At 35.8% G+C, this 24,151-nt stretch carries 26 protein-coding genes; 7 read left to right on the plus strand and 19 right to left on the minus strand.

The annotated features are described in order from the left end of the window. Positions 1-56 precede the first annotated feature (56 nt). A complete protein-coding gene (gene pth, locus KYG33_RS16330; protein WP_077413494.1) occupies positions 57-620 on the plus strand; it encodes an aminoacyl-tRNA hydrolase in 564 nt (187 codons plus the stop codon). 135 nt (positions 621-755) lie between these two features. Here pth and KYG33_RS16335 read toward each other — a convergent pair whose 3' ends face one another. From KYG33_RS16335 to KYG33_RS16350, 4 genes are all read right to left on the minus strand, one after another. Next, positions 756-1,391: a carbonic anhydrase gene (locus KYG33_RS16335; RefSeq protein ID WP_047380366.1), complete on the minus strand. Its 636-nt coding sequence runs from the start codon at positions 1,389-1,391 to the stop codon at positions 756-758. A 51-nt stretch (positions 1,392-1,442) separates the two neighbouring features. Next, on the minus strand, positions 1,443-3,035 hold the full coding sequence (locus tag KYG33_RS16340) for a SulP family inorganic anion transporter (protein WP_077413495.1): 1,593 nt from the start codon (positions 3,033-3,035) through the stop codon (positions 1,443-1,445). Between the two features lie 146 nt (positions 3,036-3,181). Beyond that, complete coding sequence (locus tag KYG33_RS16345; protein ID WP_047380370.1) at positions 3,182-3,481, minus strand: hypothetical protein; 300 nt, start codon at positions 3,479-3,481, stop codon at positions 3,182-3,184. Positions 3,482-3,502: 21 nt separating this feature from the next. Next, complete coding sequence (locus KYG33_RS16350; protein WP_219072076.1) at positions 3,503-4,171, minus strand: carbonic anhydrase; 669 nt, start codon at positions 4,169-4,171, stop codon at positions 3,503-3,505. A gap of 383 nt (positions 4,172-4,554) precedes the next feature. On the opposite strand from KYG33_RS16350, the gene KYG33_RS16355 reads away from it, so the two are divergent. Then, complete coding sequence (locus KYG33_RS16355; protein WP_219072077.1) at positions 4,555-5,694, plus strand: helix-turn-helix domain-containing protein; 1,140 nt, start codon at positions 4,555-4,557, stop codon at positions 5,692-5,694. A 130-nt stretch (positions 5,695-5,824) separates the two neighbouring features. Further along, complete coding sequence (locus tag KYG33_RS16360; protein WP_077413498.1) at positions 5,825-6,430, plus strand: DUF2306 domain-containing protein; 606 nt, start codon at positions 5,825-5,827, stop codon at positions 6,428-6,430. Between the two features lie 27 nt (positions 6,431-6,457). Here KYG33_RS16360 and KYG33_RS16365 read toward each other — a convergent pair whose 3' ends face one another. The 4 genes from KYG33_RS16365 to KYG33_RS16380 all read right to left on the minus strand — a co-directional run bounded on the left by KYG33_RS16365 (position 6,458) and on the right by KYG33_RS16380 (position 10,698). Further along, the gene (locus tag KYG33_RS16365; protein WP_180564999.1) at positions 6,458-7,951 is read right to left on the minus strand and encodes a phosphoethanolamine transferase; all 1,494 of its coding nucleotides are present in this window, start codon (positions 7,949-7,951) and stop codon (positions 6,458-6,460) included. A 523-nt stretch (positions 7,952-8,474) separates the two neighbouring features. After that, on the minus strand, positions 8,475-9,029 hold the full coding sequence (locus KYG33_RS16370) for a serine O-acetyltransferase (protein ID WP_219072078.1): 555 nt from the start codon (positions 9,027-9,029) through the stop codon (positions 8,475-8,477). 11 nt (positions 9,030-9,040) lie between these two features. Next, a complete protein-coding gene (locus tag KYG33_RS16375) occupies positions 9,041-10,189 on the minus strand; it encodes a glycosyltransferase (RefSeq protein ID WP_077413500.1) in 1,149 nt (382 codons plus the stop codon). Positions 10,190-10,221: 32 nt separating this feature from the next. Beyond that, positions 10,222-10,698 (minus strand): acyltransferase, encoded by a 477-nt coding sequence (locus KYG33_RS16380; protein ID WP_228408609.1) that lies wholly within the window; start codon positions 10,696-10,698, stop codon positions 10,222-10,224. A gap of 146 nt (positions 10,699-10,844) precedes the next feature. On the opposite strand from KYG33_RS16380, the gene KYG33_RS16385 reads away from it, so the two are divergent. Genes KYG33_RS16385 through KYG33_RS16395 form a run of 3 tightly spaced genes read left to right on the plus strand, consistent with a single transcriptional unit; the run spans position 10,845 to position 12,835 of the window. Beyond that, the gene (locus KYG33_RS16385) at positions 10,845-11,816 is read left to right on the plus strand and encodes a 3-oxoacyl-ACP synthase III family protein (RefSeq protein WP_077413502.1); all 972 of its coding nucleotides are present in this window, start codon (positions 10,845-10,847) and stop codon (positions 11,814-11,816) included. Between the two features lie 27 nt (positions 11,817-11,843). Next, complete coding sequence (locus KYG33_RS16390; protein WP_047380387.1) at positions 11,844-12,077, plus strand: phosphopantetheine-binding protein; 234 nt, start codon at positions 11,844-11,846, stop codon at positions 12,075-12,077. Next, entirely contained in the window at positions 12,077-12,835 is a 759-nt protein-coding gene (locus KYG33_RS16395) for an SDR family NAD(P)-dependent oxidoreductase (RefSeq protein ID WP_077413503.1), read from the plus strand. The genes KYG33_RS16390 and KYG33_RS16395 overlap by 1 nt, the downstream gene beginning before the upstream one ends. Before the next feature lies 1 nt (position 12,836). On the opposite strand, the gene KYG33_RS16400 is transcribed toward KYG33_RS16395, so the two are convergent. The 3 genes from KYG33_RS16400 to KYG33_RS16410 are packed head-to-tail and all read right to left on the minus strand — an operon-like array spanning position 12,837 to position 15,372. Beyond that, positions 12,837-13,991 (minus strand): glycosyltransferase, encoded by a 1,155-nt coding sequence (locus KYG33_RS16400; RefSeq protein ID WP_077413504.1) that lies wholly within the window; start codon positions 13,989-13,991, stop codon positions 12,837-12,839. Then, the gene (locus KYG33_RS16405; RefSeq protein WP_219072079.1) at positions 13,991-14,830 is read right to left on the minus strand and encodes a glycosyltransferase family 2 protein; all 840 of its coding nucleotides are present in this window, start codon (positions 14,828-14,830) and stop codon (positions 13,991-13,993) included. Before KYG33_RS16405 ends, KYG33_RS16400 begins: the two co-directional genes overlap by 1 nt. Beyond that, positions 14,830-15,372 carry an acyltransferase gene (locus KYG33_RS16410; RefSeq protein ID WP_077413506.1) on the minus strand — a complete coding sequence of 181 codons (543 nt, stop codon included), beginning with the start codon at positions 15,370-15,372 and terminating at the stop codon, positions 14,830-14,832. Before KYG33_RS16410 ends, KYG33_RS16405 begins: the two co-directional genes overlap by 1 nt. A 166-nt stretch (positions 15,373-15,538) precedes the next feature. On the opposite strand from KYG33_RS16410, the gene KYG33_RS16415 reads away from it, so the two are divergent. Then, the gene (locus KYG33_RS16415) at positions 15,539-16,573 is read left to right on the plus strand and encodes an acyltransferase family protein (protein WP_139348454.1); all 1,035 of its coding nucleotides are present in this window, start codon (positions 15,539-15,541) and stop codon (positions 16,571-16,573) included. A 46-nt stretch (positions 16,574-16,619) separates the two neighbouring features. On the opposite strand, the gene KYG33_RS16420 is transcribed toward KYG33_RS16415, so the two are convergent. The 8 genes from KYG33_RS16420 to KYG33_RS16455 form a co-directional block, all read right to left on the minus strand. Further along, entirely contained in the window at positions 16,620-17,558 is a 939-nt protein-coding gene (locus tag KYG33_RS16420; RefSeq protein WP_219072080.1) for a glycosyltransferase family 2 protein, read from the minus strand. A gap of 10 nt (positions 17,559-17,568) precedes the next feature. Then, a complete protein-coding gene (locus KYG33_RS16425; RefSeq protein ID WP_219072081.1) occupies positions 17,569-18,567 on the minus strand; it encodes an acyltransferase family protein in 999 nt (332 codons plus the stop codon). Between the two features lie 13 nt (positions 18,568-18,580). Beyond that, positions 18,581-19,408: a glycosyltransferase gene (locus KYG33_RS16430; RefSeq protein WP_077413509.1), complete on the minus strand. Its 828-nt coding sequence runs from the start codon at positions 19,406-19,408 to the stop codon at positions 18,581-18,583. A 126-nt stretch (positions 19,409-19,534) separates the two neighbouring features. Continuing rightward, complete coding sequence (locus KYG33_RS16435) at positions 19,535-20,401, minus strand: glycosyltransferase family 2 protein (protein WP_219072082.1); 867 nt, start codon at positions 20,399-20,401, stop codon at positions 19,535-19,537. 180 nt (positions 20,402-20,581) lie between these two features. After that, complete coding sequence (locus KYG33_RS16440; protein WP_219072083.1) at positions 20,582-21,250, minus strand: NAD-dependent epimerase/dehydratase family protein; 669 nt, start codon at positions 21,248-21,250, stop codon at positions 20,582-20,584. A 56-nt stretch (positions 21,251-21,306) separates the two neighbouring features. After that, positions 21,307-22,152 (minus strand): glycosyltransferase family 2 protein, encoded by an 846-nt coding sequence (locus KYG33_RS16445; RefSeq protein WP_219072084.1) that lies wholly within the window; start codon positions 22,150-22,152, stop codon positions 21,307-21,309. Next, a complete protein-coding gene (locus KYG33_RS16450) occupies positions 22,145-23,269 on the minus strand; it encodes a glycoside hydrolase family 99-like domain-containing protein (protein ID WP_077413685.1) in 1,125 nt (374 codons plus the stop codon). The genes KYG33_RS16445 and KYG33_RS16450 overlap by 8 nt, the downstream gene beginning before the upstream one ends. 7 nt (positions 23,270-23,276) lie before the next feature. Next, on the minus strand, positions 23,277-24,149 hold the full coding sequence (locus tag KYG33_RS16455) for a glycosyltransferase family 2 protein (protein ID WP_180565006.1): 873 nt from the start codon (positions 24,147-24,149) through the stop codon (positions 23,277-23,279). Positions 24,150-24,151: the final 2 nt, after the last annotated feature.

The following is a 24,151-nucleotide window of genomic DNA, read 5'->3' on the forward strand; positions in this document are numbered from 1 at the left end:
CTTTCCTAAGATTGAGTTTTTTATTTTTTATCCCTTAATTTTGCAAAAAATTTCTGATGAAATATTTAATTGTCGGGCTTGGTAACAAAGGCTCAGAATATGAAAATACACGACACAATATAGGCTTTAAAGTAGCTGAAAAAATAGCTGAAACTCTTGAGGTATCATTCAATACCTCTAACTTTGGCTGGATGGCAGAAGGAAAACATAAAGGCAGAAAAGTTTTTATCCTTAAGCCAGATACGTATATGAATCTTTCCGGAAATGCGGTGAAATACTGGATGCAGAAAGAAAATATTCCTTTGGAAAATGTACTGATTGTTACTGATGATCTTGCTTTACCTTTCGGAACATTAAGGTTGAAAGGGAAAGGCTCTGATGCTGGCCACAACGGACTCAAAAATATTAATGAAGTATTGCAGACCCAAAATTACGCAAGGCTTCGTTTCGGAATCTCTGCTGATTTCTCTGCAGGACGACAGGTAGATTATGTATTAGGAACCTGGAATGAAGAAGAGACAGCAAAGCTTACTGAGAGAATTGAAACTTTTTCAAAAGCGAGCCTTTCTTTCGTATTTGCAGGATTGAATAATACGATGTCTGCATTTAACGGGAAATAATAGAAAGACAGAAAGTAAGAGAGTATAGGAGCAGGTAATAAGGAGTAGACTTTTATTGCATGACAAAAAATAAATGCCACCGGATTCCGATGGCATTTTCTGTAAATTATAATTGAAATTTAATGAGTTTATCTTTTATAACCAACTTACTGCACCAGTTTCAACATCATAATTGGCACCAACAATTTTAATTTTTCCTTCTTCTTCAAGTTTTTTAAGTGTTGAGCTTTGCTTACGGATGTCTTCAATAGCGCTTTTTACGTTTTGCTGATTAAGCCTTTCCAAAAGAGAACTGTTTTTTGATGAACGCTCTTCATTTTCTTCAATGATGTCATTGATGATAGGGTTGAAATGGTTGATCAGGTGGTTAAGATTATCCATTCCCAATCCTTCAATCTGTGCAGCATCAAGACCTCCTTTCAAAGCACCGCATTTTGTGTGGCCTAAAACTACAATAAGTTTAGAACCGGCAACGTTGCAGCCAAATTCCATCGATCCAAGAATGTCCTGATTAACAAAATTACCGGCAATTCTGATACTGAAAACGTCTCCCAATCCCTGGTCAAAGATAAGCTCCGCAGAAGTACGGCTGTCTATACAGCTTAGAACTACAGCAAAAGGCCACTGTCCTTCACGGGTAGCATTCACTTGCTCAAGAAGGTCTCTGTTTGCTTTAAGATTGTTTACAAATCTTTGATTTCCTTCTTTTAAGAATTCTAATGCTTTCTCTGGAGTGATAGTAGACTGTGTTTCGTATGTATGTGCTTTCATATTTTTATTGTTTTCGAATTTAAAGTTAAAAAAATTAATTATAAATGGAGATTACATGGCTCTTTTGTGAGTAACCAGAATATGGGAATCCTCACTTCTTTCGTAATCTCTGTATGAAGTTTTAAAGCCTAAAAGTTCTACGTTGATGTCCTGTTCCTTTGCACGGATATTGGCAAAATCCTGAATCATTTCCAGTACATCTGTTGCGATGTATGAAGTGCTTCTGGCATCAATGATGACCGTTGAACTTGGTTTTATATTTTTAAGTGTTTTTTTGATAGCAGCTTTATTTAAAAATGAAACTTCTTCAGCTAGTTTTATGTTGATTCCATCTGCATCATCCAGCCTTTCTCTGCTCAAATAATAAGCTCTTTTCATATTCCCCTGAAGGATATAGAAAACAGAGATAGTAAGACCAATTCCGACTCCTTTTAATAAATCTGTTGCTACAACAGCTACCACCGTTGCTACAAACGGAATAAACTGGAATTTTCCTAAATGCCAGAAATGCTTGAATGTAGCCGGCTTTGCCAATTTATATCCCACTAAAATTAATACCGCAGCCAATGTAGCTAATGGAATTAAATTTAAAATAACAGGAATAGAAAGTACACAGATCAATAAGAATATTCCGTGAATAATGGCTGAGATTTTAGAAGTTGCTCCGGCGTTAGCATTGGCAGAACTTCTTACGACAACAGACGTCATTGGAAGACCACCGATAAATGAGCTGATAAGATTTCCGATTCCCTGAGCCTTAAGCTCAAGATTGGTATCCGTAATTCTTCTCTGTCGGTCTAATCGGTCTGATGCTTCAATACAAAGTAACGTCTCAATTGAGGCTACAATAGCAATTGTTGCACCTACAATCCATACTTTAGGATTTGTGAAACCATTAAAATCCGGAGTGGTAATCAGGTTCTTGAAATCATCAAAAGACTGAGGAACAGGCAAAGAAACCAAATGCTGGGTTTCGATAGCCAGAGAACTTCCGGACATCTTGAAGAGTTGATTCAGAAGAATACTTACAATTACTGCAACCAAAGCTCCAGGAAGCATTTTCAGCCTCTTCAGAACGTGGATTTTATCCCATGCTATAAGAACTGCTACTGAAATCAAAGTAATAACAATAGCCCCAGGGTGGATAGCCCCAAATAATTCTGTAAAATATCCGAAGTTTAAACCATTATCAAAAATAGATTCATGACCTTCATAATCTTTATCAAATCCTAAAGCATGCGGAATCTGTTTTAAAATAATAATGATTCCTATGGCAGCAAGCATTCCTTCAATAACGTTGTTGGGAAAGTAGTTGGAAATACTTCCGGCTCTTACAAACCCTAAAATCAATTGAATAAGTCCTGCAATAATCCCTGCACAAAGGAAAAGCTCAAATGCGCCAAGATCTGTTATAGCTGTTAAAACAATTGCCGTTAAACCTGCTGCAGGCCCGGAAACTGAAATATTAGAATTACTGATTGTTCCTACTACCAGGCCGCCTATAATACCGGAAATAATACCGGATAATGGGGGAGCACCTGATGCTAAAGCAATTCCTAAACACAACGGAAGTGCTACTAAAAATACCACGAGTCCTGAAGGAAAATTCTCCTTGATTCCTCCTATTAATGATGTCTTTTTCATAATGTGAAGCTGTAAAGTATAACCGGCTTATTTTTTTTAAATAAGTCAATTACAAAAAGTTGAGAAAAAATAATTTTTAAAGTACATGTGTATCCGATATCAAAAAATGATATGGAAATAGTATCAAAAAAATCTAACTGTAGGAGTTACGCTTCCGGAGGGGGAGAAAATATAGTAAGTAAAGGTGAAAGATGAAAAGAATCATCTATCAGTACAAAAGAAACGCCCTGAAAATCAGGTTCGGAAAACTTCAGATAGTCGAAAACGTCCAAAGGTTTCGGAATGGTCTTTTCATAAACAATAAATGAGGACGGATGAGAATGTGGTTCTTCTTCGTTGATTATTATATTCGTTCTTGCAATATCCCAGCCCGCTACCGCAGCAATGCCTGGCAGCGCCGTAAAATTCAGAAAAAACGTTAATACAATAATACTCCAGAATTTCATTTTACATTCTTTTTAGAAAAACTACTTAGTCTTTCTGCTCATTACCCAATCTGAACTTGTAAGATTGTAGATCTTTTGGATGTCTTTTAAGGTTTTCTCAAAATCAATCTCCAGATCAATGATCTTACCTGTTCTAAGGTCAAATACCCAGCCGTGTACAATAGGTTGTTCCTCTAAAATATACCTTTCCTGTACGCAGGCCATTTTGATCACGTTGATGCACTGCTCCTGAACATTAAGTTCTACGAGTCTGTCATAACGCTTGTTTTCGTCTTCAATAGAATCCAGCTCTACCTGATGTAATCTGTAAACATCACGGATGTTTCTCAGCCAGGGATTCAATAATCCCAGATCCTGAGGAGTCATCGCGGCTTTTACACCACCACAGTTGTAATGTCCGCACACAATAATGTGTTTCACTTTCAGATGTTCTACAGCATATTGAATAACGGCTGTAGAACTCATATCTAAAGTATTGACTACATTAGCAATGTTTCTGTGAACAAATACTTCGCCCGGCTTTGCTCCCATCAATTCTTCTGCGGTGGCTCTGCTGTCTGAACATCCGATATAAAGAAATTCAGGATGCTGAGTTTTTGCAAGTTCCTTAAAGAAATTCGGGTCTTCAGCTATTTTGGATTCTACCCATTTTTTGTTGTTTTCGAAAATAACCTCGTACGATTGTGACATAATTTTAAATTTTTAAAAGTTTATAATTATTTATTTCGTTTAAATTATTTCCAAAATCAATAGACTAAATCAATAATTATGCAAAAATATACTTTTTGTTAAAAAGTAAATCACTTTTAACAAAGTTTAATATTAAAATATGCTTAAAATCATGTCTAATATTCCGATATAGTTTGCTTTACAGCCATCAGGCTCTATAGGGTAATCCAAACGTTTAAAACCATGATAAAATTACGAAGTATAAATTAAAAATTGAGATTTGTGAATTAAAATATTCTTAATTTATTTGTCTCATCACATGTTGCTTCACAAGAGTTCATTAAAAAGCTGTCATATGTGTCAAAAAATGAATAATTTAACACCTTGATTAATCTATCCATTTGATGTCTGATCTTGGTCTGCAATCTTTATCACCACTATTTTATTGGGCAGGAATTTTTATTGCCTTTTTTTCATCTTTTCTGATTTTGGGAAAATCCAAGAAGGTGACCGCAGATTATGTGTTGGCAATATGGTTTATGATCATAGGAATTCATCTTATTTTCTTTGTTTTATTTCGTGCAGAAGGATATTTGCGTTTCCCTTCTCTCATTGGTTTCGAGATTCCCTTTCCTTTTATGCATGGGCCAATGCTGTATTTGTACATTTTGTATGTCACCAGCCAAAATTCAGGCAAAAAGATCTGGCTGCTGCATTGGATTCCGGTTTTAATGATCTATATCTCTTTGTTTCAGTTTTTGCTGCTCCCTCCGCAAGAGAGAGTAGAGGTATATCAGAATAAAGGAAAAGGGTATGAAACATTGAGCCAGGTGATTAAATTTCTTATGATTCTCTCGGGAATTTTGTATGTAGGATTAAGTTTTCTTGCAGTAAGAAAATATAAGAAAGCAATTTCCAATCAATATTCAAATACTGAGAAAATCAATCTGAACTGGGTATATTATCTGATTACCGGTATTGCGCTGATTTGGATTGCCGTTATGATCAGGAATAATATTCTTATTTTTTCAATGGTTGTTTTGTTTATTATGGTTGCTGCTTATTTCGGGATCAGCCGGGTGGGCATTCTTGATTATTCAATGGTAAAAACTGAAGGCGATACGGAAAATAGTACAGTTGAAAACAGTCCTGAAGTTCCAAAATATGAGAAAACCTTTGCCGGAAAAGAAGCAATACAGGATATCTATAATAAGCTGGTGATTCAGATGGAGAAGGAAAAATTGTATACAGATCCTGAATTGAACCTGAACTATGTTGCAAAACTTTTGGATGTTCATCCGAATACACTTTCCCAAACCATTAATTTTGTTGAAAACAGAAACTTTTATGACTATATCAACCGTCAGCGGATTGAAGAATTTAAGAGAATAGCAGTGTTACCTGAAAATGGAAAGTTTACGATTCTTTCACTGGCATTTGAGAGTGGATTTAATTCAAAAACCTCTTTTAACCGGAATTTTAAGAAATATATGAACTGCTCACCAAGAGAGTTTCTAAAAAGCCAGAGTATTACTATGGAATAACTTATTTATTAATTTGTTTTAGTATAAGTTATTCTTTTTGAGTTGTTTAAATGTTTGTTCCACCTTTCATTTTGGAACAGATGAAGCGTTTATAATCCTCATTTTTACAAAAAAATTGAATCAGACTTTTATGAAAAAATTACTATTTGTAATCATGTGTGTGCTGGCATTGCTTATTGGCGCTTATCCTCTTATGTATGCTTTTGTGGAGCAGAAACATACTTTTTTAGGTTCCAAATCTCCTGAAGTGCTTCATAATATCATTTGGAAAACAGCATTTTTTGCCCATATTATTTTCGGAGGGCTGGCGCTTTTTATGGGCTGGCGTCAGTTTGGCAGCTCATTCAGGAATAAATATATCAAGATTCATAGGAAACTTGGAAGTATCTATGTCATTGCAGTGGTCATAAGTTCTGTTTCAGCTGTTTATATGGGCTTTTATGCCAATGGCGGACTGATCTCCGCAATAGGATTTATCAGCTTAGGATGTGTCTGGCTGATGACAACTCTTATGGCGGTTGGGCAGATAAGAAAAGGGAATGTTGTGATGCATCAACAGTTCATGATTTACAGTTATGCCTGTACTTTTGCTGCCGTGACACTGAGATTGTGGTATCCTTTGCTAACCAATATTACCGGTGATCCTGAAAACTCTTATACTGCTGTTGCCTGGCTGTGCTGGGTTCCTAATTTATTGACTGCCTATTTTATCAATAAAAGAATAGCTGTGATATAGATTTCCCTTCACAAAAGAGATTATATTCTACTCCGGCAGCTTTCCATACTCCATACTTTTCATCTCTAAGTTTAAATATTTATTTCCTTCATTTTTATAATGCTGAGGAGGCTGAAGACCCATGTATTTCATAATCAGAGGATAGATATAAGTCGTTTGGGTCTGTTTAGTTTCATGTCCGGTAATTCTATATGCTGCAGGAACTTTATCACCAAACCATACAAAAAATGGCACCTGAGTAGATTCTTTAGAGTCTATATGCAGTAATTTGTCACCCTGTATTTTAAGTCCATGATCTGAAGCATAGATCACTACGGAATTGGTGTTTTTCAACGTACGGAAAATATTATTGAAGACATAATCTGTATATTTTATGGAGTTGTCATAGCAGTTTAGATTCTCAGAATTCCAGTTGGGAGGAAGTCTGTTGCATGGATTGGGGTGGCTTCCCATGATGTGGAGAACTACAAATTTATCCTCTTTTTTCTGAATGACCTTCTCCAGTTCAGGGACAATCACTTCATCGTAGCCGTTTACCCATTTTTTATTTTTAGACATTGAAGCAATGGCTGTTATTCCTCTTGCGCTTGCCTGTGTGCTGAGCCAGAAAGAATTGTATCCGGTTTGGTTAGCCAGATTGATGATATTGTAGGATAGCTTGTCATAACGGTACCTGAATTCATCAGGATGAATGCTGGACAGCATTAAAGGCACACTCAGGTTGGTAATTCCTGCAGGAGAAACTGCATTGTCAAAAATCATCATGTTTTCAGCCTGCTGATCTGTATAGGGTGTTGTTTTTTTATGATAGCCATACAATGACATGTTTTGCTTTCTTTCGGATTCTCCAATAATAAAAATTACATTTTCAATCCCTGGCTGTATTTTTTTAATATTGAAAACAGGAACATTCTTTTTTATTTCATTGATATCTCTCTGGATATTCAATGCTGTATTGAAATCGGATAAATGGTAGTATACATTCTTTATCATTTTTCCTCCCCCTTTATTGCTTACATATGTGTGTTTAAGATGATATCCAAACGGTAGAATAAGCCACAGTAATGCAATGATGATAAACTTAGCATCAAAACGGACAACATTTTTTTTAAGGTAGTTCACAGAATATAGTAACATTCCCAGAAAAATCAAAAACAAAATACCCGGAAGGATAAACATGTAAGACATGCTCATTGCTTCATCTGGATTAGATTCAAGAATACTGATGGCCATTCCTACATTAAATCCGGAATGATAGATAAGGAAGCACGATGCTGATATTAGAAAATTAATGCTTAATAATAAGCACAGAATAACAGCAACGACTGAAGTATATTTATTTTTTAAAAGAAGCGCATTGAATACAAGGAAAGAACAAAACATAATTCCATATTCAAAAATACTCCGGATGCTTTCCAGCTTCTCTGACCCGAATAAATTATCAAAAATATAAGGGAAAGAAAGAAGAAAACCTGTGAGATAGATTAAAATAAGAAAAATCGGAATTATTTTTTTGAGCATGGTTGTATATATGTTTTCGGGGCTGTTAAGATCATTTTTTATAATCTTTCTTAAGAGTCTTCCGGGTGAGAGCCTGCTGAATATCAGAATCGTGTGTTGCTTGAGAAGAATTAATATCAGTTAATAATTCTTAGGGATTACAGATATTATATCAAGTCAAAAAAGAATCTTTTGAAAGATAAATTGCTACAGTTGTACGGAGCGTTGTTTCTGTCCGTTTAGATTTTCAATGATTGTAGAAAACGTAACTATAGAGCTGATATTGCAGATAAAGAATGGGAATAATGAGGGTGTGTTTCTTTCATCAAAAAATATATTTTTTTAATTAATAATAAGCCTGGGTTGTGTTTTTAATATTAAGCGATTTTTTCAGAACAAGGAGCATTGAAGAATTGATGCCATCGGGATTTTCAAACCGAATAATCATATCGTTATTTCATAACTAAACAATGCCTTTTTTACAAATGTACACGAAATTACCGATAAATGCAAGTAGAATTTTTACTATAAGTGGCTGGGATTACTACACTTTACGGTTGATATAGTCCATTGTGGCATTAGGAGTTGGGATGATTTTTGCCGGGTTTCCTATGACAACAGAATTGGACGGAACGTCAAAGTTGACATAAGAATTAGGAACAATCAATACATTATTTCCAATAGTAACAGCTCCTACAATAACGGCATTGGTACCTATCCATACTTCATCACCAATGATTGGAGAACCTTCATTTTTTCCACGGTTTTGCTGGCCGATGGTGACTCCCTGTGCGATATTACAGTTCTTTCCAATGACTGTTTTCGGATTGATAACAAGACTTCCCCAGTGCCCCAGATAAAAACCTTCCCCGATCTGGGTTTCAGGATAAATCTGAAATCCGTATTTGATCTGATAATGTCTTAATACAATTCTCCAGAAAGTATTCAAAAGAGGATTCTTCTGATACTTCTGAGCCTTTCTCAAAATGTAAACAAAATGAAGATTGGGATTGATGCATTTTTTCCAGATCTGAAATGTTGAAAGCCACCTTCCGCTTTCCCGGTAAAAGTCTTTTTGAATGATAGAATAATCAGCCATTGTTAATGTTTTTATACTTCATCAATTATTTTCTGAAGATGTTCCACAGATTTTTCCAGTACAAACGGCAGCTCTGTTGCTGAGATCTGTTTTTTGTATTCTTCAGTTATATTTTTATCGGTAAGAAACTTTTTCATTCCTTCATAAATTCCCTCTTCGGAATTTGCAGTAATATTGCCCAGTTTTCCGTCCTGAAGGAGATCTCTGATACCGGAAATATCCGTTGCAGAAATAGGTTTGTTGAGAATAAGTGCTTCTGCTATGATGGTTGGAAATCCTTCATGCCTTGACGACATAATATAGAAATCCGCCTTTTTCATATATGGGTACGGATTACTGCTGAAGCCCAGCATTTTTGCAGTATCCTGAAGTCCCAGTGTATTGAGCTGATCCTGGGTTTTTTCAAAATCATAGCCGTCACCAATGATCAAAAGCTGATGCTTTAATCCTTCATCGATCAGTTTTTTATGAACATTCAGCAATCTGTCATACCCTTTCTGAGGATATACGGTTCCCACTGTCACAAAAGTAGGAAGATCACTGTTGAAAGGATAATCATTGATCTCAATATCTGCCTTTCTTAAGGTATCATTCTTATCAATTGGATTAAAAATCTTGATCACAGAAGCCTTTTCAGCCTCATTTTTGGCCAAATTATGCATTCCTTCCTGCAGCTTGTTGGAAATCACAAGGATTCTGTCAAACTTAAAAAACTGTCTGATGACTTCAGGAGTGTATTCTTTCAAATTGAAAATGTCATTTTGTACCCAGATGATTTTTTTGGAATCCTTTTGAGGACTTGACAGTATTTCCTGATGCATTGCATGGATGGCAGCAATCTCTACATCGTATTTTTTATTTTTTAAAATAAATTTATAAAGAAGAGAAGGAAACCAAAGAAACATTTTCTGATAAAGAACCCTGTACGCTTTCACAGGAATATCCTGCGGCCTGTTAGTCGTTATCATTTCTCCTTTTGTTAAATAGTATAAAGTCACCCATGACGGAACCTCTTTAATATATAACCCTGAATAGAGGTTGACCAGAAGATCTACTTCATATTTATCGGAAGGAAGATTTTTCAAAAAGTTGATTAATACTTTTTCTGCACCGCCATGACGTAATGAACCTATACGAATGAGGAGTTTTTTCTTTTTCAATTTGTTTCTTTTATGATTTTACAAGATTAAATTTATTTAATTTTTCTTGCTTTTTTATACTTGTGAGGAAGATTTTCTTTGATATAGGCATCCAGTTTTTTTCTGTCCTTCTCCAATTCACGGGGATATTCCGGATTGTTTTTAAGGACAATATCACCATAATCTTCAATGGTACACAGAAACTGTGCCGGGTTTCCGATAAAAACAGTGTTGTCTGGCATAGACTGTGACAATACAGAGTTGGCTCCCAGAATACAGTTGTTGCCAATCTGTACATCCTGCATGATTACAGCATTGAGACCAATTGTACAGTTGTTTCCAATCTTTATTCTTCCAAGAATTCTGGCATCTTCATATCCGGGAAGTCTTCTCAGCAGGGTAGTAGTTCCGCCGTGGTTTACAAATCTTACGTCTCCGGCAATATTCACATTGTCGCCAATTTCGATAAGGTAAGGTTCGGTTCCAAAATACACTTTATCAGGCATATTAAAGTTTTTTCCTACCTTCATACCTCTATATTTAGCCACTTCAAGACTGCCTCTATTCAAAAAAGAATGATAGAGAGCGTCTATTTTTAATAGGATTCTGAATATAAAAATCATCACAAGTGTAAAGTTGTTTTCGTTACTTTTGCAAAGAAAGAGAATTTATTAATATGATGAAAATTTCAAAAATAGAATATTATCTGCCTCAGCAGGTGTTAACTAACGAGGGTCTTGAAAAATTGTTCCCCGAATGGAGTTCCGAACGCATCAAGGAGAAAGTAGGTATTTCTCAACGTCATATTTCTTCAGACAACGAAACGGTGCTGGATATGGCTGTACAATCTTCAGAGAAAATCTTCGAAAATTATGACCGGAACAAAGTAGATTTTATTTTGTTCTGTACCCAAAGTCCGGAGTATTTTCTACCTACAACGGCCTGTATTTTGCAGGACAGATTGGGTCTTAGAAAAAATATCGGAGCGATAGACTTTAATCTTGGCTGTTCAGGGTTTGTGTATGGGCTGGCTTTTGCGAAAGGATTGATTGCTGCAGGAATTGCAAAGAGCATTCTTTTGGTTACTTCAGAAACCTACACCAAACATATTCATGCTGATGATAAAGGAAACCGAAGTATATTCGGGGACGCTTCCGCTTCCGCAATTGTTGAAAAAGCAGAGGGCAATGATTATCAGTTCTGTCTGGGAACAGACGGGAGTGGTGCTGAAAATCTTATCGTGAAGAAAGGGGCTTTCAAAAAAGACTTTGAACTGAATCCCGAGCATGAATTCAGCCCTGAAAATATTTATATGAATGGTCCTGAAATTTTTAATTTTACCATTGAAAATATTCCGGGATTGGTAAAAGAAACCCTTGAAGTAAACGGAATGACAATGGATGATATTGACCATTTTGTTTTTCACCAGGCCAATTCTTTTATGCTGAATTATTTAAGAAAGAAAACAAAAATACCGGCTGAAAAGTTCTATATTGATATGGAAAAAACCGGAAACACCGTTTCTGCAACCATTCCTATTGCCCTTAAAAATATGATGGATAAAGGAATGCTGAAGGAAGGAGATAAAGTTTTAATGGCAGGATTTGGCGTAGGATATTCATGGGGAGCCACTATTATGGAAATTTAGAACAACAAACATTTAAAATTATAGAATATGAAAACATCCGTTTTTTTAGAAAAACTACAGGAAGAATTGGAGGAAGATGAAACATTGACCACTGAAACGAATTTAAAATCTTTGGAAAGCTATGATTCTATCAGTTTACTTTCTGTTATTGCGTTTGTAGACGAAAATTTCAGTAAGAAAATTGATACCAAGCATTTTAAAGATATCGAAACTGTTTCAGATCTGATGAATGTTATAGGAAAAGAAAATTTTGAAGATTAATGGATGCTTTCTCATTAAAAAATAAAATTATCCTCATTACAGGCGCTTCTTCCGGGATCGGGAGAAGCTGTTCTGTAGAATGTAGTAAAAGCGGTGCAGATCTGATTCTTGTGGGAAGAAACCAGAACGAACTGATGAAAACCGTTTCTCTGCTTAATTCTGAAACAAAAGTTGAGATCATTGCCGAAGACATTACCCAATCTGATAACCTTGAAGGAATCATTGCGGATAAAGTTTCAGCTTTAGGCAAAATTTCAGGATTTATACACTGTGCCGGTATAGAAAAAACACTGCCGTTAAAAAAGCACAATCCTCAGCTGTACCACGATATATTTGCAGTAAATGTGATTGCCGGACTTGAAATTGCTAAAATCCTGTCTTTAAAAAAGTATAAAGACGAGACTTCCAGTTTTGTATTTATTTCTTCCGTTGCGGGAATGGTAGGAGAGGCTGGGAAAGCTGCTTATTCTGCAAGTAAGGGAGCTGTGATTTCCGGAGCCCGTTCGTTGGCAATGGAACTTTCCAGAAGTAATATCCGTGTCAACAGCATCAGCCCTGCGATGGTGAATACCCCGATTCTGGAAAAAATGTTTGAGGATATTGGTGAAGAAGCTTCATCAGAAATCATAAAAAAGCATCCGCTGGGAATAGGTGATCCTAAAGATGTAGCGAATGCTTGTATTTTTCTATTGTCCGATGCTTCAAGATGGGTCACAGGGACCAACCTTGTTATTGACGGAGGATATTCCGCACAGTAACTTATTTTTTGTACAGCGTTTCTATAATATTTTCTACACTGTCAAATATTTTCTTATTGTCGAACTGACTTTCAATATTTTTAAGATTTTCTCTGATATGGAGAACAATGCCGGGATCTGTAAAGAATGTCTTCATTGCCGAATACATTTCATCAACCTCATAGCTGATGAGATACCCGGTTTCCCGGTCTTTGATCATCAGCCCTACATCACCTACATTTGTTGCAATAATAGGCTTCTGAAGGATTAATGCTTCAGCAATTACCAAAGGCCATGCTTCAGATTCTGAAGGAAGGATAAAGTAGTCCGCCTTTTTAATGTATGGATAAGGATTCATCTGATTTCCGGCTAAAATAAATGTCTTTTCAACATTGTTTTTTGCGACCTGAGCCTTAAGGTTCTTCATTTCGTCACCATCACCAATGACAATGATGCTGTGATGAAATCCTTCGTTGATAAGCCTTGTATGTGCTTCTATAAGCTTATGATATCCTTTTCTTGAATGAAGCCTTCCAATAGAAGCGAAAACAGGTCCTTCAGGGAACGTATCAAGCTTTTCTTCGGCCTTACGTTTTATTTCTTCGATAGGAATAGGATTGATAATAACACTCTCAGCCGGATAACTGAGATCCGGATAATACTGATGCATCATATCCTTTATTTTGTGAGAGCAATACACCATATGATCAAACTGAGGAAAACTCTTTAAAATATCAGGAACCAAAGGTTGAAATTTAGGAACATTGATTTCAGAGTGAAACCATCCGATTTTTTTTGAATTCGTATGGGTAGAACTGAGAATAGCATCATAATCCCTGTAATCCATCCCTATTTCTATATCAAAAGTATCATTGATAAGCCGGTCTGCAATCGTTGGGTTGTTTTTCAGTTTACGAAGCTTTAACCTTCTTTTGACAAGCTGAACTTTCTGTAAGAGAGTGTTGTCGGAAAAATCCTCTTTTCCATCGGTAAGATATATTTTTCTGATATGTTTCGGAAGTTCATCACGCAACTTGCCCTGGTTAAGGGTAAGGCATACCGTCATTTCAAATTTGTCAGGATCCAGGTTGTTGAGAAGTCCCAACAGTACTTTTTCTACACCTCCCATTTCCATGGAGCGGTGTCTGAACAAAATTTTTATTTTTTTTTCTAACATTATCCGAAGATTGATTGTAAAGTAATTGTTATTTTTTTCTTGATACGGAAAGGAAGTTTATGCTGATATTGCAGCAGACTGAATATTTCATCTACACCCGGATAATGATCAGGAATTTTCTGGCCATTGATGGTGGTAAGTCCTCTGCGTTTCATGGTATTGAAAATCACCTGAGCAAAATACTCATGGGATTTCTTTTTATTGTCATTCTGGGAAATTCCCCCTTGATGAGTTCTGTAAAGGTAGTTGGTGTCATTAATGAACTGAACTTTTCCTTTTTCATACATTTTAAGGTAGAGATCCTGATCTTCCCCGATTTTCAAATCCGGATTCATTTTTTCTGTCTGTTCATATACTGCCTTTCTGAAGGTTACAAAATGAGCGATCTGAATAGGGAAATTAAAAAAATAAGGATCATCGTTCGGTACCTGCATTGCAGATCTGAACGGAGAAATTGGTTTCAGATTTTGATCACAGGTCATAAACCTGGAATAGGTAAGGACTGTGTTTTTTTTAGCCTGAAAGATCTCCATACATTTTTGAATGGCTGTTGGGTTTATAGCATCATCAGGATCTAAAAATCCACAGATTTCCCCTTCTGCCAGCTCAATCAGTTTACTTTTTGTTACACCTACACCGGAATTTTTTTCATTTTCAAAAAATTTAAACCTTTTATCACTTGAAATCATTTCCCGGATCATTTTCTTCTCGCTTTCAGAGGAGGCGTCATCCAGAATGATGGCTTCCCAGTCTGTATACGTCTGCTGAAGGATGCTTTCAAAACAGTCTTTGAAAAAATGAGCGTTATTATAATGGGCTATAAGGATAGAAAACTTCATTAATGTTCCTTAAATATTAATTCCTGATGATTGATTACGGTTGTATTGGGAGGAACATCTTTGTAAATTGTACATCCTGCTCCAATAATACAGTTGTCTCCGATAGTTACCCCTTTTAGGATGGTAACATTGCTTCCGAGCCAGCAGTTGCTTCCGATTTTGATGGGAGCTGTGGTGAACTCAGCGTGAGACAGTTTAAAATCCGGATGAGTCTGATAGGCATGGTTGTGGTCATACAGTTTTACATTTTCTCCGAATAATGTATTATCCCCTATTGAAATACTGTCCAGACAGTTGATGGAACAGAAGTTATTCATGAAAAAATTGTTCCCGATTTCTAAAGTGGCATTCTGCTGCACAAGAACATGTACATAATTTCTGAAACTGACCCCATTACCAATTGTCACTTTCTTTACATTTTCATGCAGAATAAAATGATCACTGATCCCAAGCTTTATCCCCTTGAAAGAAACATGAGGATGTTTTTTGAGAAGAGAAATCTGGCTTTTCCGTTGAAGTTTTGCTAAAATTTCATAAAGCATACCTAAATTTATTTTCACATTTGTAGCCTACAAATATAATTTGTTTTACATAATTATAATAATAAATCTTATTTTTGTGCCTTAAAATTAACACTTTATAGTAATAAAAACAGTACTCCGTGTTGAGTTTGCTGTATTTTGATAAAGTAAAGCATTTTGCGGTTCTGTGAAGATAAGTCAGATTACATTTACCAGGTTTATTGCCGCTATGGCAATTGTCATTTCCCATTTCAATAAAGATCTGTTTTTATATAAGATAGATTACATTTCCAATCTTTTTTTGAGAGCGAATGTCGGGGTAAGCTATTTCTTTATCCTTTCAGGGTTTATTATGATCATTGCTTATCATAAAAAGGATAAGATTGATTATCTGGAGTTTTATAAAAACAGATTTGCCAGGATCTATCCGCTTTATATGCTGGGACTTCTGCTGTATTTCATGACGAGATATGAAATGTTTGATTGGTATAAGCTGGTTTTATACGGATTAGGCATTCAGAGCTGGATACCCGGAGAAGCCATGATTTTGAATTTTCCGGGATGGTCTATCTCTGTAGAGTTTTTCTTTTACCTGATTTTCCCGTTTTTATATAATTATTTTTACGCGAAAAAAAATAAAATGATCTGGGTATTTGCTATTGGACTGTGGCTGATTACTCAGGTGTTTTCAAACCTTTATCCGGTATATGGAGCGTATGAGGGGCCACATACGAAAAGTCATGAATTCCTTTATTATTTCCCTTTCTGGCATCTTAATGAATTTCTGATCGGAAATCTTGCGGGAATATTTTTCGTGAGAAATTATAAGCAAAAAAATTACGATCGTCAGGTGATTGCCGTCTTTTTACTGATCCTTGTGTCGCTGATGTTTGTTCCGCTTTTTTATCACAACGGTTTGATGGCTTTACTTTTTGTGCCTGCAATTCTCCTTATTTCGGCGAATAACGGAAGAATAAGTAAGCTCTTTTCATTAAAGCCTCTGGAATATCTTGGAGAAATAAGTTATGGTATATATATCACACATATTCCTGTTCTTTATCTTGTCCGGGAGTTTTTAAAATGGCAGGAATACACGTTTAGTATTGATCTTGTATTTGTGATTTACATTATTGTTATGCTGTTCAGTTCTGCAGTTTTTTATCAGTGTATTGAAAAACCAATGCGTGATCTTTTAAGGAAGATACATTTTTCCAAACAATAAAATTAAAGCACTGTTTTTAAACTAGACACTTAGTTTAATTATACTATTAGAACAAATCGTTCCTGAAATTAATATTATAGAGCCCTGAACGTATACTTTTATAATCCGTAAGCAGATACTTCGTTATCATTCCCCATTTTTTGAAAAGAGGAGCATTGGCAATTTGGAAACTTCTGTAGACTCTTTTGATATGAAGCTTCATATCATCGGGAATGGTATTTTCATTTTCTGCCCAATGGTTGACTTCCTTCCACAAGATAACTCTTGTTGAGGCCGGTTTAACTTGTCTGGAATCTATTTTGGTAATTCTGTTGTTTTCGTGAACCCCTCTTACCGCTACTGCCTTATCAAGAATTCCCGGATATAAATTCAGATAGTAGGAGAGTCTGAAAAGGAATTCAGTGTCCTGATGGAGCTTTAAATGAGTTTTAAAGAAATACTCCATGTTTTTCAAAGAACTTTTACGGATAGTCAATGCATCAATACTGAACAGTCCGAAAGTTCCTATCATATTAAGCTGCCCCGGAAATACATCTCTTGGAGGATGTTTCTTGTAAACTGTAGTCAGGCGGTCACCAAAGACCTTGTAATATTGTTCTTTTGCTTTCTCCGAATAATAGTGAACCCCGATTGCACCATAAACTCCGTCAACATCTTTGTTGGAAAACAGTTCTTTTTCTGCATCAAAACGGTTGGGAAGGTAGTAATCATCCGCATCCAGAAAAGCGATAAAATCTCCTTCCGCTTTTTCCAGTCCTAAATTTCTGCTGGCACCGGCTCCATGATTGCCTTTGTCAGGATGCTGAAAAAGCTTTACTCTATCATGTTTTTCAGCGAGTTCCTTACAGACCTGCAATGCATTGTCCGGAGACTTGTCCTCTACCAATACCACTTCATATACCTCTTCGAACTGAAGCGCAGAATCTACAGCCTGTGAAACATATTTTTCGGCATTGTAAACGGGAATAATTACTGAAATTTTCATTTGTATCGGATTATGCTTTTAATTTAATTTTTAAATAATTGGTTACTCTTTTCTCAACAAAATAATACAGAAGTGATGCCACTATAATGACCATGGCAATCTTAAATAGGAAAAAGGGAAAGCTGAGGTAGCCTTCAACTTTAAATCTTTTTAAAGCAATTTCCACAAAAGGATGCGACAGGTATAGTGAATAGGAAATATCTCCCAGAAAAATAAAGGCTTTGTTTCCTTTAAACTGAAATACATAATCAAAAGTTAAGAAAGAAAAGACGAACAGGGAGATAATGGCCAGCTTTATCATATCATTATCTGTAGGGATAATGCTAAGCAGCACCAATATAAATAATACGATTCCTGTTACAGAAAGTAATGCTGCCCAGATCTTTGAAATTGTAAATCTGTTCAGTAGAAGCGAAAAAAGAATTCCTACAACAAAATATAGGTTCAGGGAATGGGTTACCATTCGTAAATACGGATTTTCAAAATGGATAAAATATCCCAGGATTGAAGTAAGGATAAAAAAACCTGCAATGAAGTAATATCTTTTTTCTTTAAAGAATAATGAAAGTCCAAATATGAGATAAAAGAACATTTCAAAATTTAAAGACCAGCCCAAGAAAAGGACCGGAAATTCTTTCTTTGTGGGAAGAAATAATAATGAATGGATAAGCTCATAAAGTCCTGCTCCGTGAAAATAGAGGAAAAAACTGCCTCCGGGTATCATCGCAGCAAAGGTCAAAAGATAATACAGCGGAACAATTCTGATCACCCTTCTTTTGTAAAATAAAGTGATCTGCTGAAAAGAATCTTTACTGAAATTTATTTTTTGAGTGGTGAAAGCCATGATAAACCCACTGATAATAAAAAATACGGGAACACCGATACTTCCTTTTTTAAAGAGAATATCGCCAAGATTCAGCCCGGGCAGGTTTATTGTTTCACGGAAATGAAAGCAGCATACCAATAAGGCTGAAATCCCTCTTAATATCTGGAGGTTGTGAAGCTTCATGACTGGAGGAATCTTATTTTTTAAATATCTTTTTTATAATAAGTCCCATCACAAAAGGAACTCTGGCAATATTATGCTGAAACGTCTTGAACCCGTCTATGGTAAATTTGGTATCTTCTGTCATTCCGTATTCTGAAAAATCTACTTCAGGAACAGCCTTATGTTTAAAGGTTACATTCATCAAGTTGTACTGATGGATAACCTGGATGTACATCTCTTTACTGTCTTCTACAGAAAAATTCGGGTAATGGCGATAGCTGTTGTGAGCTCTTTCCTTTAGCATCGTTTTGAAGTTGTCTACACTTTCTGCTAAGCTTACAAATGGGTTTACTACAGCGTTATAAACATTTACTACCGCTTTACGGTCTGGCAGCATGGTAAGCTGATATCCTCTTCTTAAATCTATTACCAGGTCATGAACCGGTTTGAAATGTTCCTGAACTGTTTTTATATAATCCTGATGAAGCATGTCATCATTATCCAGCTCGCTGGTGATCACAAATTTTGTATCAGGAGTGAAAAACTGAGGAATTATTTCTACAGCTTTCGTTTTCATAACATCAAAATCTTCTACAAATACCGCTTTGAAAGTTGGGTATTCTGTTTCAATTTCTTTAATGATTTTTCTAAACTTATCAGATGTATTGGTGTCGAAAAAGGTAAGCCAGACGTAGTTTTGGTTGGTCTGATTTTTATAAGAAGGAAGCACGTAAGTTCTGAATAACTTGAACCGGTCATCCAGCCATTCTTCGGTAAGCGGTTTATATCCTGAACGTGTTTCGTTCCAGCCTTTTGTAGGAACATTGAATCTTGTCATTATTACGTGTACAAATTGACTCATCTAAATAAATTTATTTAAAGTTATATAATTTACAAGGGTTTCTGCTGTATATCTGCTTGGCAGTACCCACTCATTTGTGTAGTTTTTATGGAAATATAGTTGTCCGAAGTTTATTATACTTCAAATTTAGCCATCTACTTTTTTTCTGAAAAGCTTGTAATAAAATCTTTTGAGAGAAAGATATTTTGCGACTACGGCCAGGGGAATCATTTTTTGAAATTCGCGTCTTTGCTGTATAAGCTGGGTGGTACGAACGTCTATGATATGGTAAGCCAGTTTGTCGTGTACCTCTTCACCATAAAGTTTTTTTAAGGTTGGTAGAATTTTAAGGCGCTGCTTCATGATTTTGATCGGATCGGCAGACATATTATCGTTGACGTCTTTTCGGTAATGGGCGAGAGCTTCATTGATCAAAAGGGCATCAGGATGATCCTTGGTGATATAAATCCACATTACCCAGTCTTCACAGCTGGTAAGGGTAGTGTCAAAAAGAAAACCTTCCAGAAGTTTTTTGCCTATCAAGGCACAGTGTATCGGGATGGAAAATTTAAGATCCCAATCGTATACAATTCCATCAAAGGTCAGGAAACTCTGCTCAACATTTTTATAGCCAGGAAGATGGGTTTGGTTTCTGTAGATGGTGTACTGACTTACAATCAACGGATATTCTTTGTCTCCGGAAAGGCTTTTGGAAAACTTTTCACGGTGTATCAGATCATCCGAATCCAAAAACTGTATGTAATCTCCGGTAACAATTTCCAGTGCTGCATTTCTTGCAGAAGACAGACCTCCGTTTTCTTTATAAAGATACTTAAAACGGCTGTCCTTTTTTACCCATTTATCAGCTACTTCATCAGTATTATCAGGCGATCCGTCATTGACAATGATACATTCCCAATTTTCATAAGTCTGATCCATTATAGACTGCAGACATTCATCTAAAAACTGAGCCTGTTTGTAGCAGGGGACAATTACGGATATTTTGGGATTCATTTTCATTTTTTATTCAATAGGTTTAATGTGTTTTTTATTCTTCAGTTGGTCATAAAAACCACTACTTTTTAATTGCTTTTTCTTGGCCTGAATAATATCTGAAGCTTTCTGGTCGAAGGTACAAAAATTATTTTTTCCGGTACAGAATGGGATCTTTCGGGAGCGGCCATGTATTGTCTTTTATAAATAAGATGAATAGAGTTTCTTAAGGTATTCATCAGGAGACAGACCCTCGAAAAAATCTTCTGTAAGGCTGTTGAACTCTATATTATAAAAGGAACCTTCGTTCACAGTTTCATAATCTGCATTTTTTGCAAGATGATTCTCCAGCTGAGATAAAATCTCCGGTAATGAGTACTGGTAAGGGTAAGCAAGATTGACGATCTCATTGTTGAGGTCCTGCATATACTTCCCGACAAATGATGCAATATCATCCGTACCAATCAGAATTCTTCTTGCATTGCTGTAAATGGTTAGCTTATTTTCAGATAAGATTGAATTTTTAAGAAAGTTGATCAGCGTATTGGGATTTCCTCCACGGCCTACAGCATTCCCTACCCTGAAAATAATAAAGCTGAAGCAATGCTCTGCAATTATTTTTTCAATAGCAAGTTTATGCACTACATAAGGGCTGTCGGTTTTACTGGGATCATAAATACTGCATGTGGAAAAATAGATCAGCTTTTTATCCGGATTTTGGCTAATAACTGATTTCAGAAGGGATATTTCTCTTTCAAATTCAGCAGGATTCTTTTCCAGTGAATTGGAAACTCCTGATGCAAAAAAAACAACATCTTCTTTATCATAAAGTTTTACGGCATTTGCCAGAATTCCACTACCAATAATCATATGCTTCTTTTCTAATTAAGATGTTAGTTTTAAATCTTTTAAGAATATCAATAGATTTAAAGTTTTTTAAAGATTTTAAAAAGTCCAAGTGTATTCCCCAATTTTGCCCATCTTGAATTTTTTACATGATTCAATTGGTTGAGGGCCTGGTCATATTTCTTTTTCGGAACATAGCTCTGAATAAAAAGATCTTCAATACTTATGTTTCTTCTTTCTGCCATTTTGATCATAGCAACCCAGTGCCAGAATAATGCTTTTTCTGCATTTTTGGTTGTAGAGATCCCACTGTCATGGATTCTGTATAAGTATAAATCCTCATCAATATATTTAACAGGGGCTGTTTCGCACATTTTCATGTACCAGTCTTTATCTTCAGCAATTTTTAAGAAAGAATCAATGCCGGACGTCTGCTCGTAAATCTTCTTTTTGAATGTGACGAAATGTGAAATCTCTGCATTGAAGTTAAAGTAAGACTGATCCAGTTCTGTGATTTGTTTGGCTTTATGAACAGACAGAGGATTAAGATTTTCATCACATCGTACAAAATTTGAATATACCAGGCCTGCTTCCGGATATTCGGAATGTGTTTTTAAAACAATTTCCAGAGCATGAGGAGCCAAAGCGTCATCTGGGTCTAAAAAACCGCATATTTCTGCTTCAGCAAGACCTATTAATCTCTTTTTTGTATAGCCAATTCCTCTGTTTTGGTCATTCTGGTGTATTTTAAACCGGGAATCGTCACCTGTGATTTTTTTTATAACTTCTAGAGAGTTATCGGTAGAGCCGTCATCCAGAATTACAGCTTCCCAATCCGTTTCAGTCTGCGCAACTAAGCTTTGGCAGCATTTTTCAAAAAAATGGCCATTGTTATAATTGGCAATAAGTATACTGAATTTACTCATTTCGACTGTGTTTATTCAAGATTTTTTTTAATGCATTCAGATATCCGAAACCATATTTTCTGTCCGGTTCCAGAATATTTCCTTCTGCCCATTCGTTCCAGGATTTAACAATTAAAAACTGTTCAGGATAATCTTTTTTATCCTCAAGATATGTTGCGGCTTTTTCAACCTGCTGTTCAAATATTTCCGGAGAATTATTAGCAAGTATAATGCCTCTGTATCCACTTCTTGGAGTATTGTCCCAATTAGGCAGGATACATGGATAGGTAGGAACGTTGCTTTCTTCAAACTTTAAGTCATTGACTACCGCCTGGGCGTCCTGAATTCTGACTTTAGGCTGTTCTTTTTTCTTAATTCCGATTAATCCTTTTATTCTGTTTTTATAATATTGAGAATGGGAGATGTATTCTTTTTTGTCAATATGAGGTACCCATGCTTTCTGAAAGGCATTGGAAATCTTACTGTCATATCCCATAGATTTAAAATCAAGATCATCACGAAGTTTATTGGATGCCATGACATATAAGCCATCAAATCCGTTTTCTTTTGCAAGCTCTCTGAATCTGGAAATATAATGAGGATCTCCATCATTCAAATGGTTGGGATCGTAGATAATCAAAAGAGGTTTATTGTCCACTTTTATATACCTCTCGTCCTTGAAGAAAGGAAGAAGGTATTCGAAATGGGCAATTAAGTCCTGTTCATTAGGGTAAACCTGTTGAGCCAGAATTTTTTCTGATAATCCGTGCCATATGCCTGACCATGTTTCATTGGCCCAGCAGAAGCAGAAAGGGAAATCTGGTTTTCCTGATTTCAGCACATCGTTGGCAACACGTTCCAACAATTGTTTGCCATTACCAAACCAGTAATGATAGTAGATAAATCCGTGTACACCATAGTCTTTAGCCATCTGAGCCTGCTGTTCTCTTACTTCTGGAACCCGCAGATCATAATATCCCAAATCTCCAGGGTATATAGGCTGTTCATGTCCTTCAAATAAAGGTTGGGCTTTTCCTACATTCGTCCATTCTGTAAAACCTTTTCCCCACCATTCGTCATTTTCAGGGACAGGATGGTATTGAGGGAGGTAGAATGCAAGGGGCTTTATTTTTTTCATCATTAACTTATTTCGTTCGATAGAGGATCTTATTTTTTAATACAATAAAAATAGGAGGAATCAATAATTTGAGCAACTTTCTTCCTTTTTTTTCTTGAGGTTTTTCTGTTTTTGGGGCAGGTTTGCCATAAGTTTCCACGTATTTTGGACTGGAATAACAGATGGAAAGAAATAATTCATAGTTTTGATTCATTTTTGCAGTATCTCTCATCATACTGCTGTCATGAAGTCTTATAAGCGTTTTTGTATTGCCTTCATAGCCAATATGCTGAAATTTAAAATCATTCAAAACACATCTGAGATTAAATTCCCAATCTTCTAAAGACTTTAAACGCTCATCAAAGAAACCAATTGTTTTGAAAATATCTTTATGATATAACGGAGCAGATATTACAAAAGGGTTTTTAATCTTAAAAAGCTGCTTAATATCAGTAGTATCATCAAAATTTAAGTATACTTCCGGAAGAAAATTATTTCTTCCAAAAATCCTTTTATAGTTGACTCCTTCTGAGCTTTCAAAATATCGGTATCCGGAAATAATGATATCAATATTTTGATTAAAAAACCTAGAATGAGCTTCTAATTTTTTATTTTCTATTATATCATCGCAATCAAGGAGAAGCAGCCATTCTCCATTGGCCGTTTTTATTCCTGCATTTCTGGCAGACGATAAACCACCATTATCTTTATAGAGATAGTGAAAACGGCTGTCTGTTTCCAGCCATTTTTTTGCAATATTTTCTGTGTTATCCGGTGATCCATCATTCACAATGATGCATTCCCAATCCTGAAACGTCTGTTCTAACACAGATTGTAGGCATTCATCAAGAAAATGAGCCTGATTATAACATGGGACGATTATTGAAATTTTTGGATTCATTT

The sequence above is a fragment of the Chryseobacterium sp. D764 genome (genome assembly GCF_019317325.1).
Taxonomy (GTDB): domain Bacteria; phylum Bacteroidota; class Bacteroidia; order Flavobacteriales; family Weeksellaceae; genus Chryseobacterium.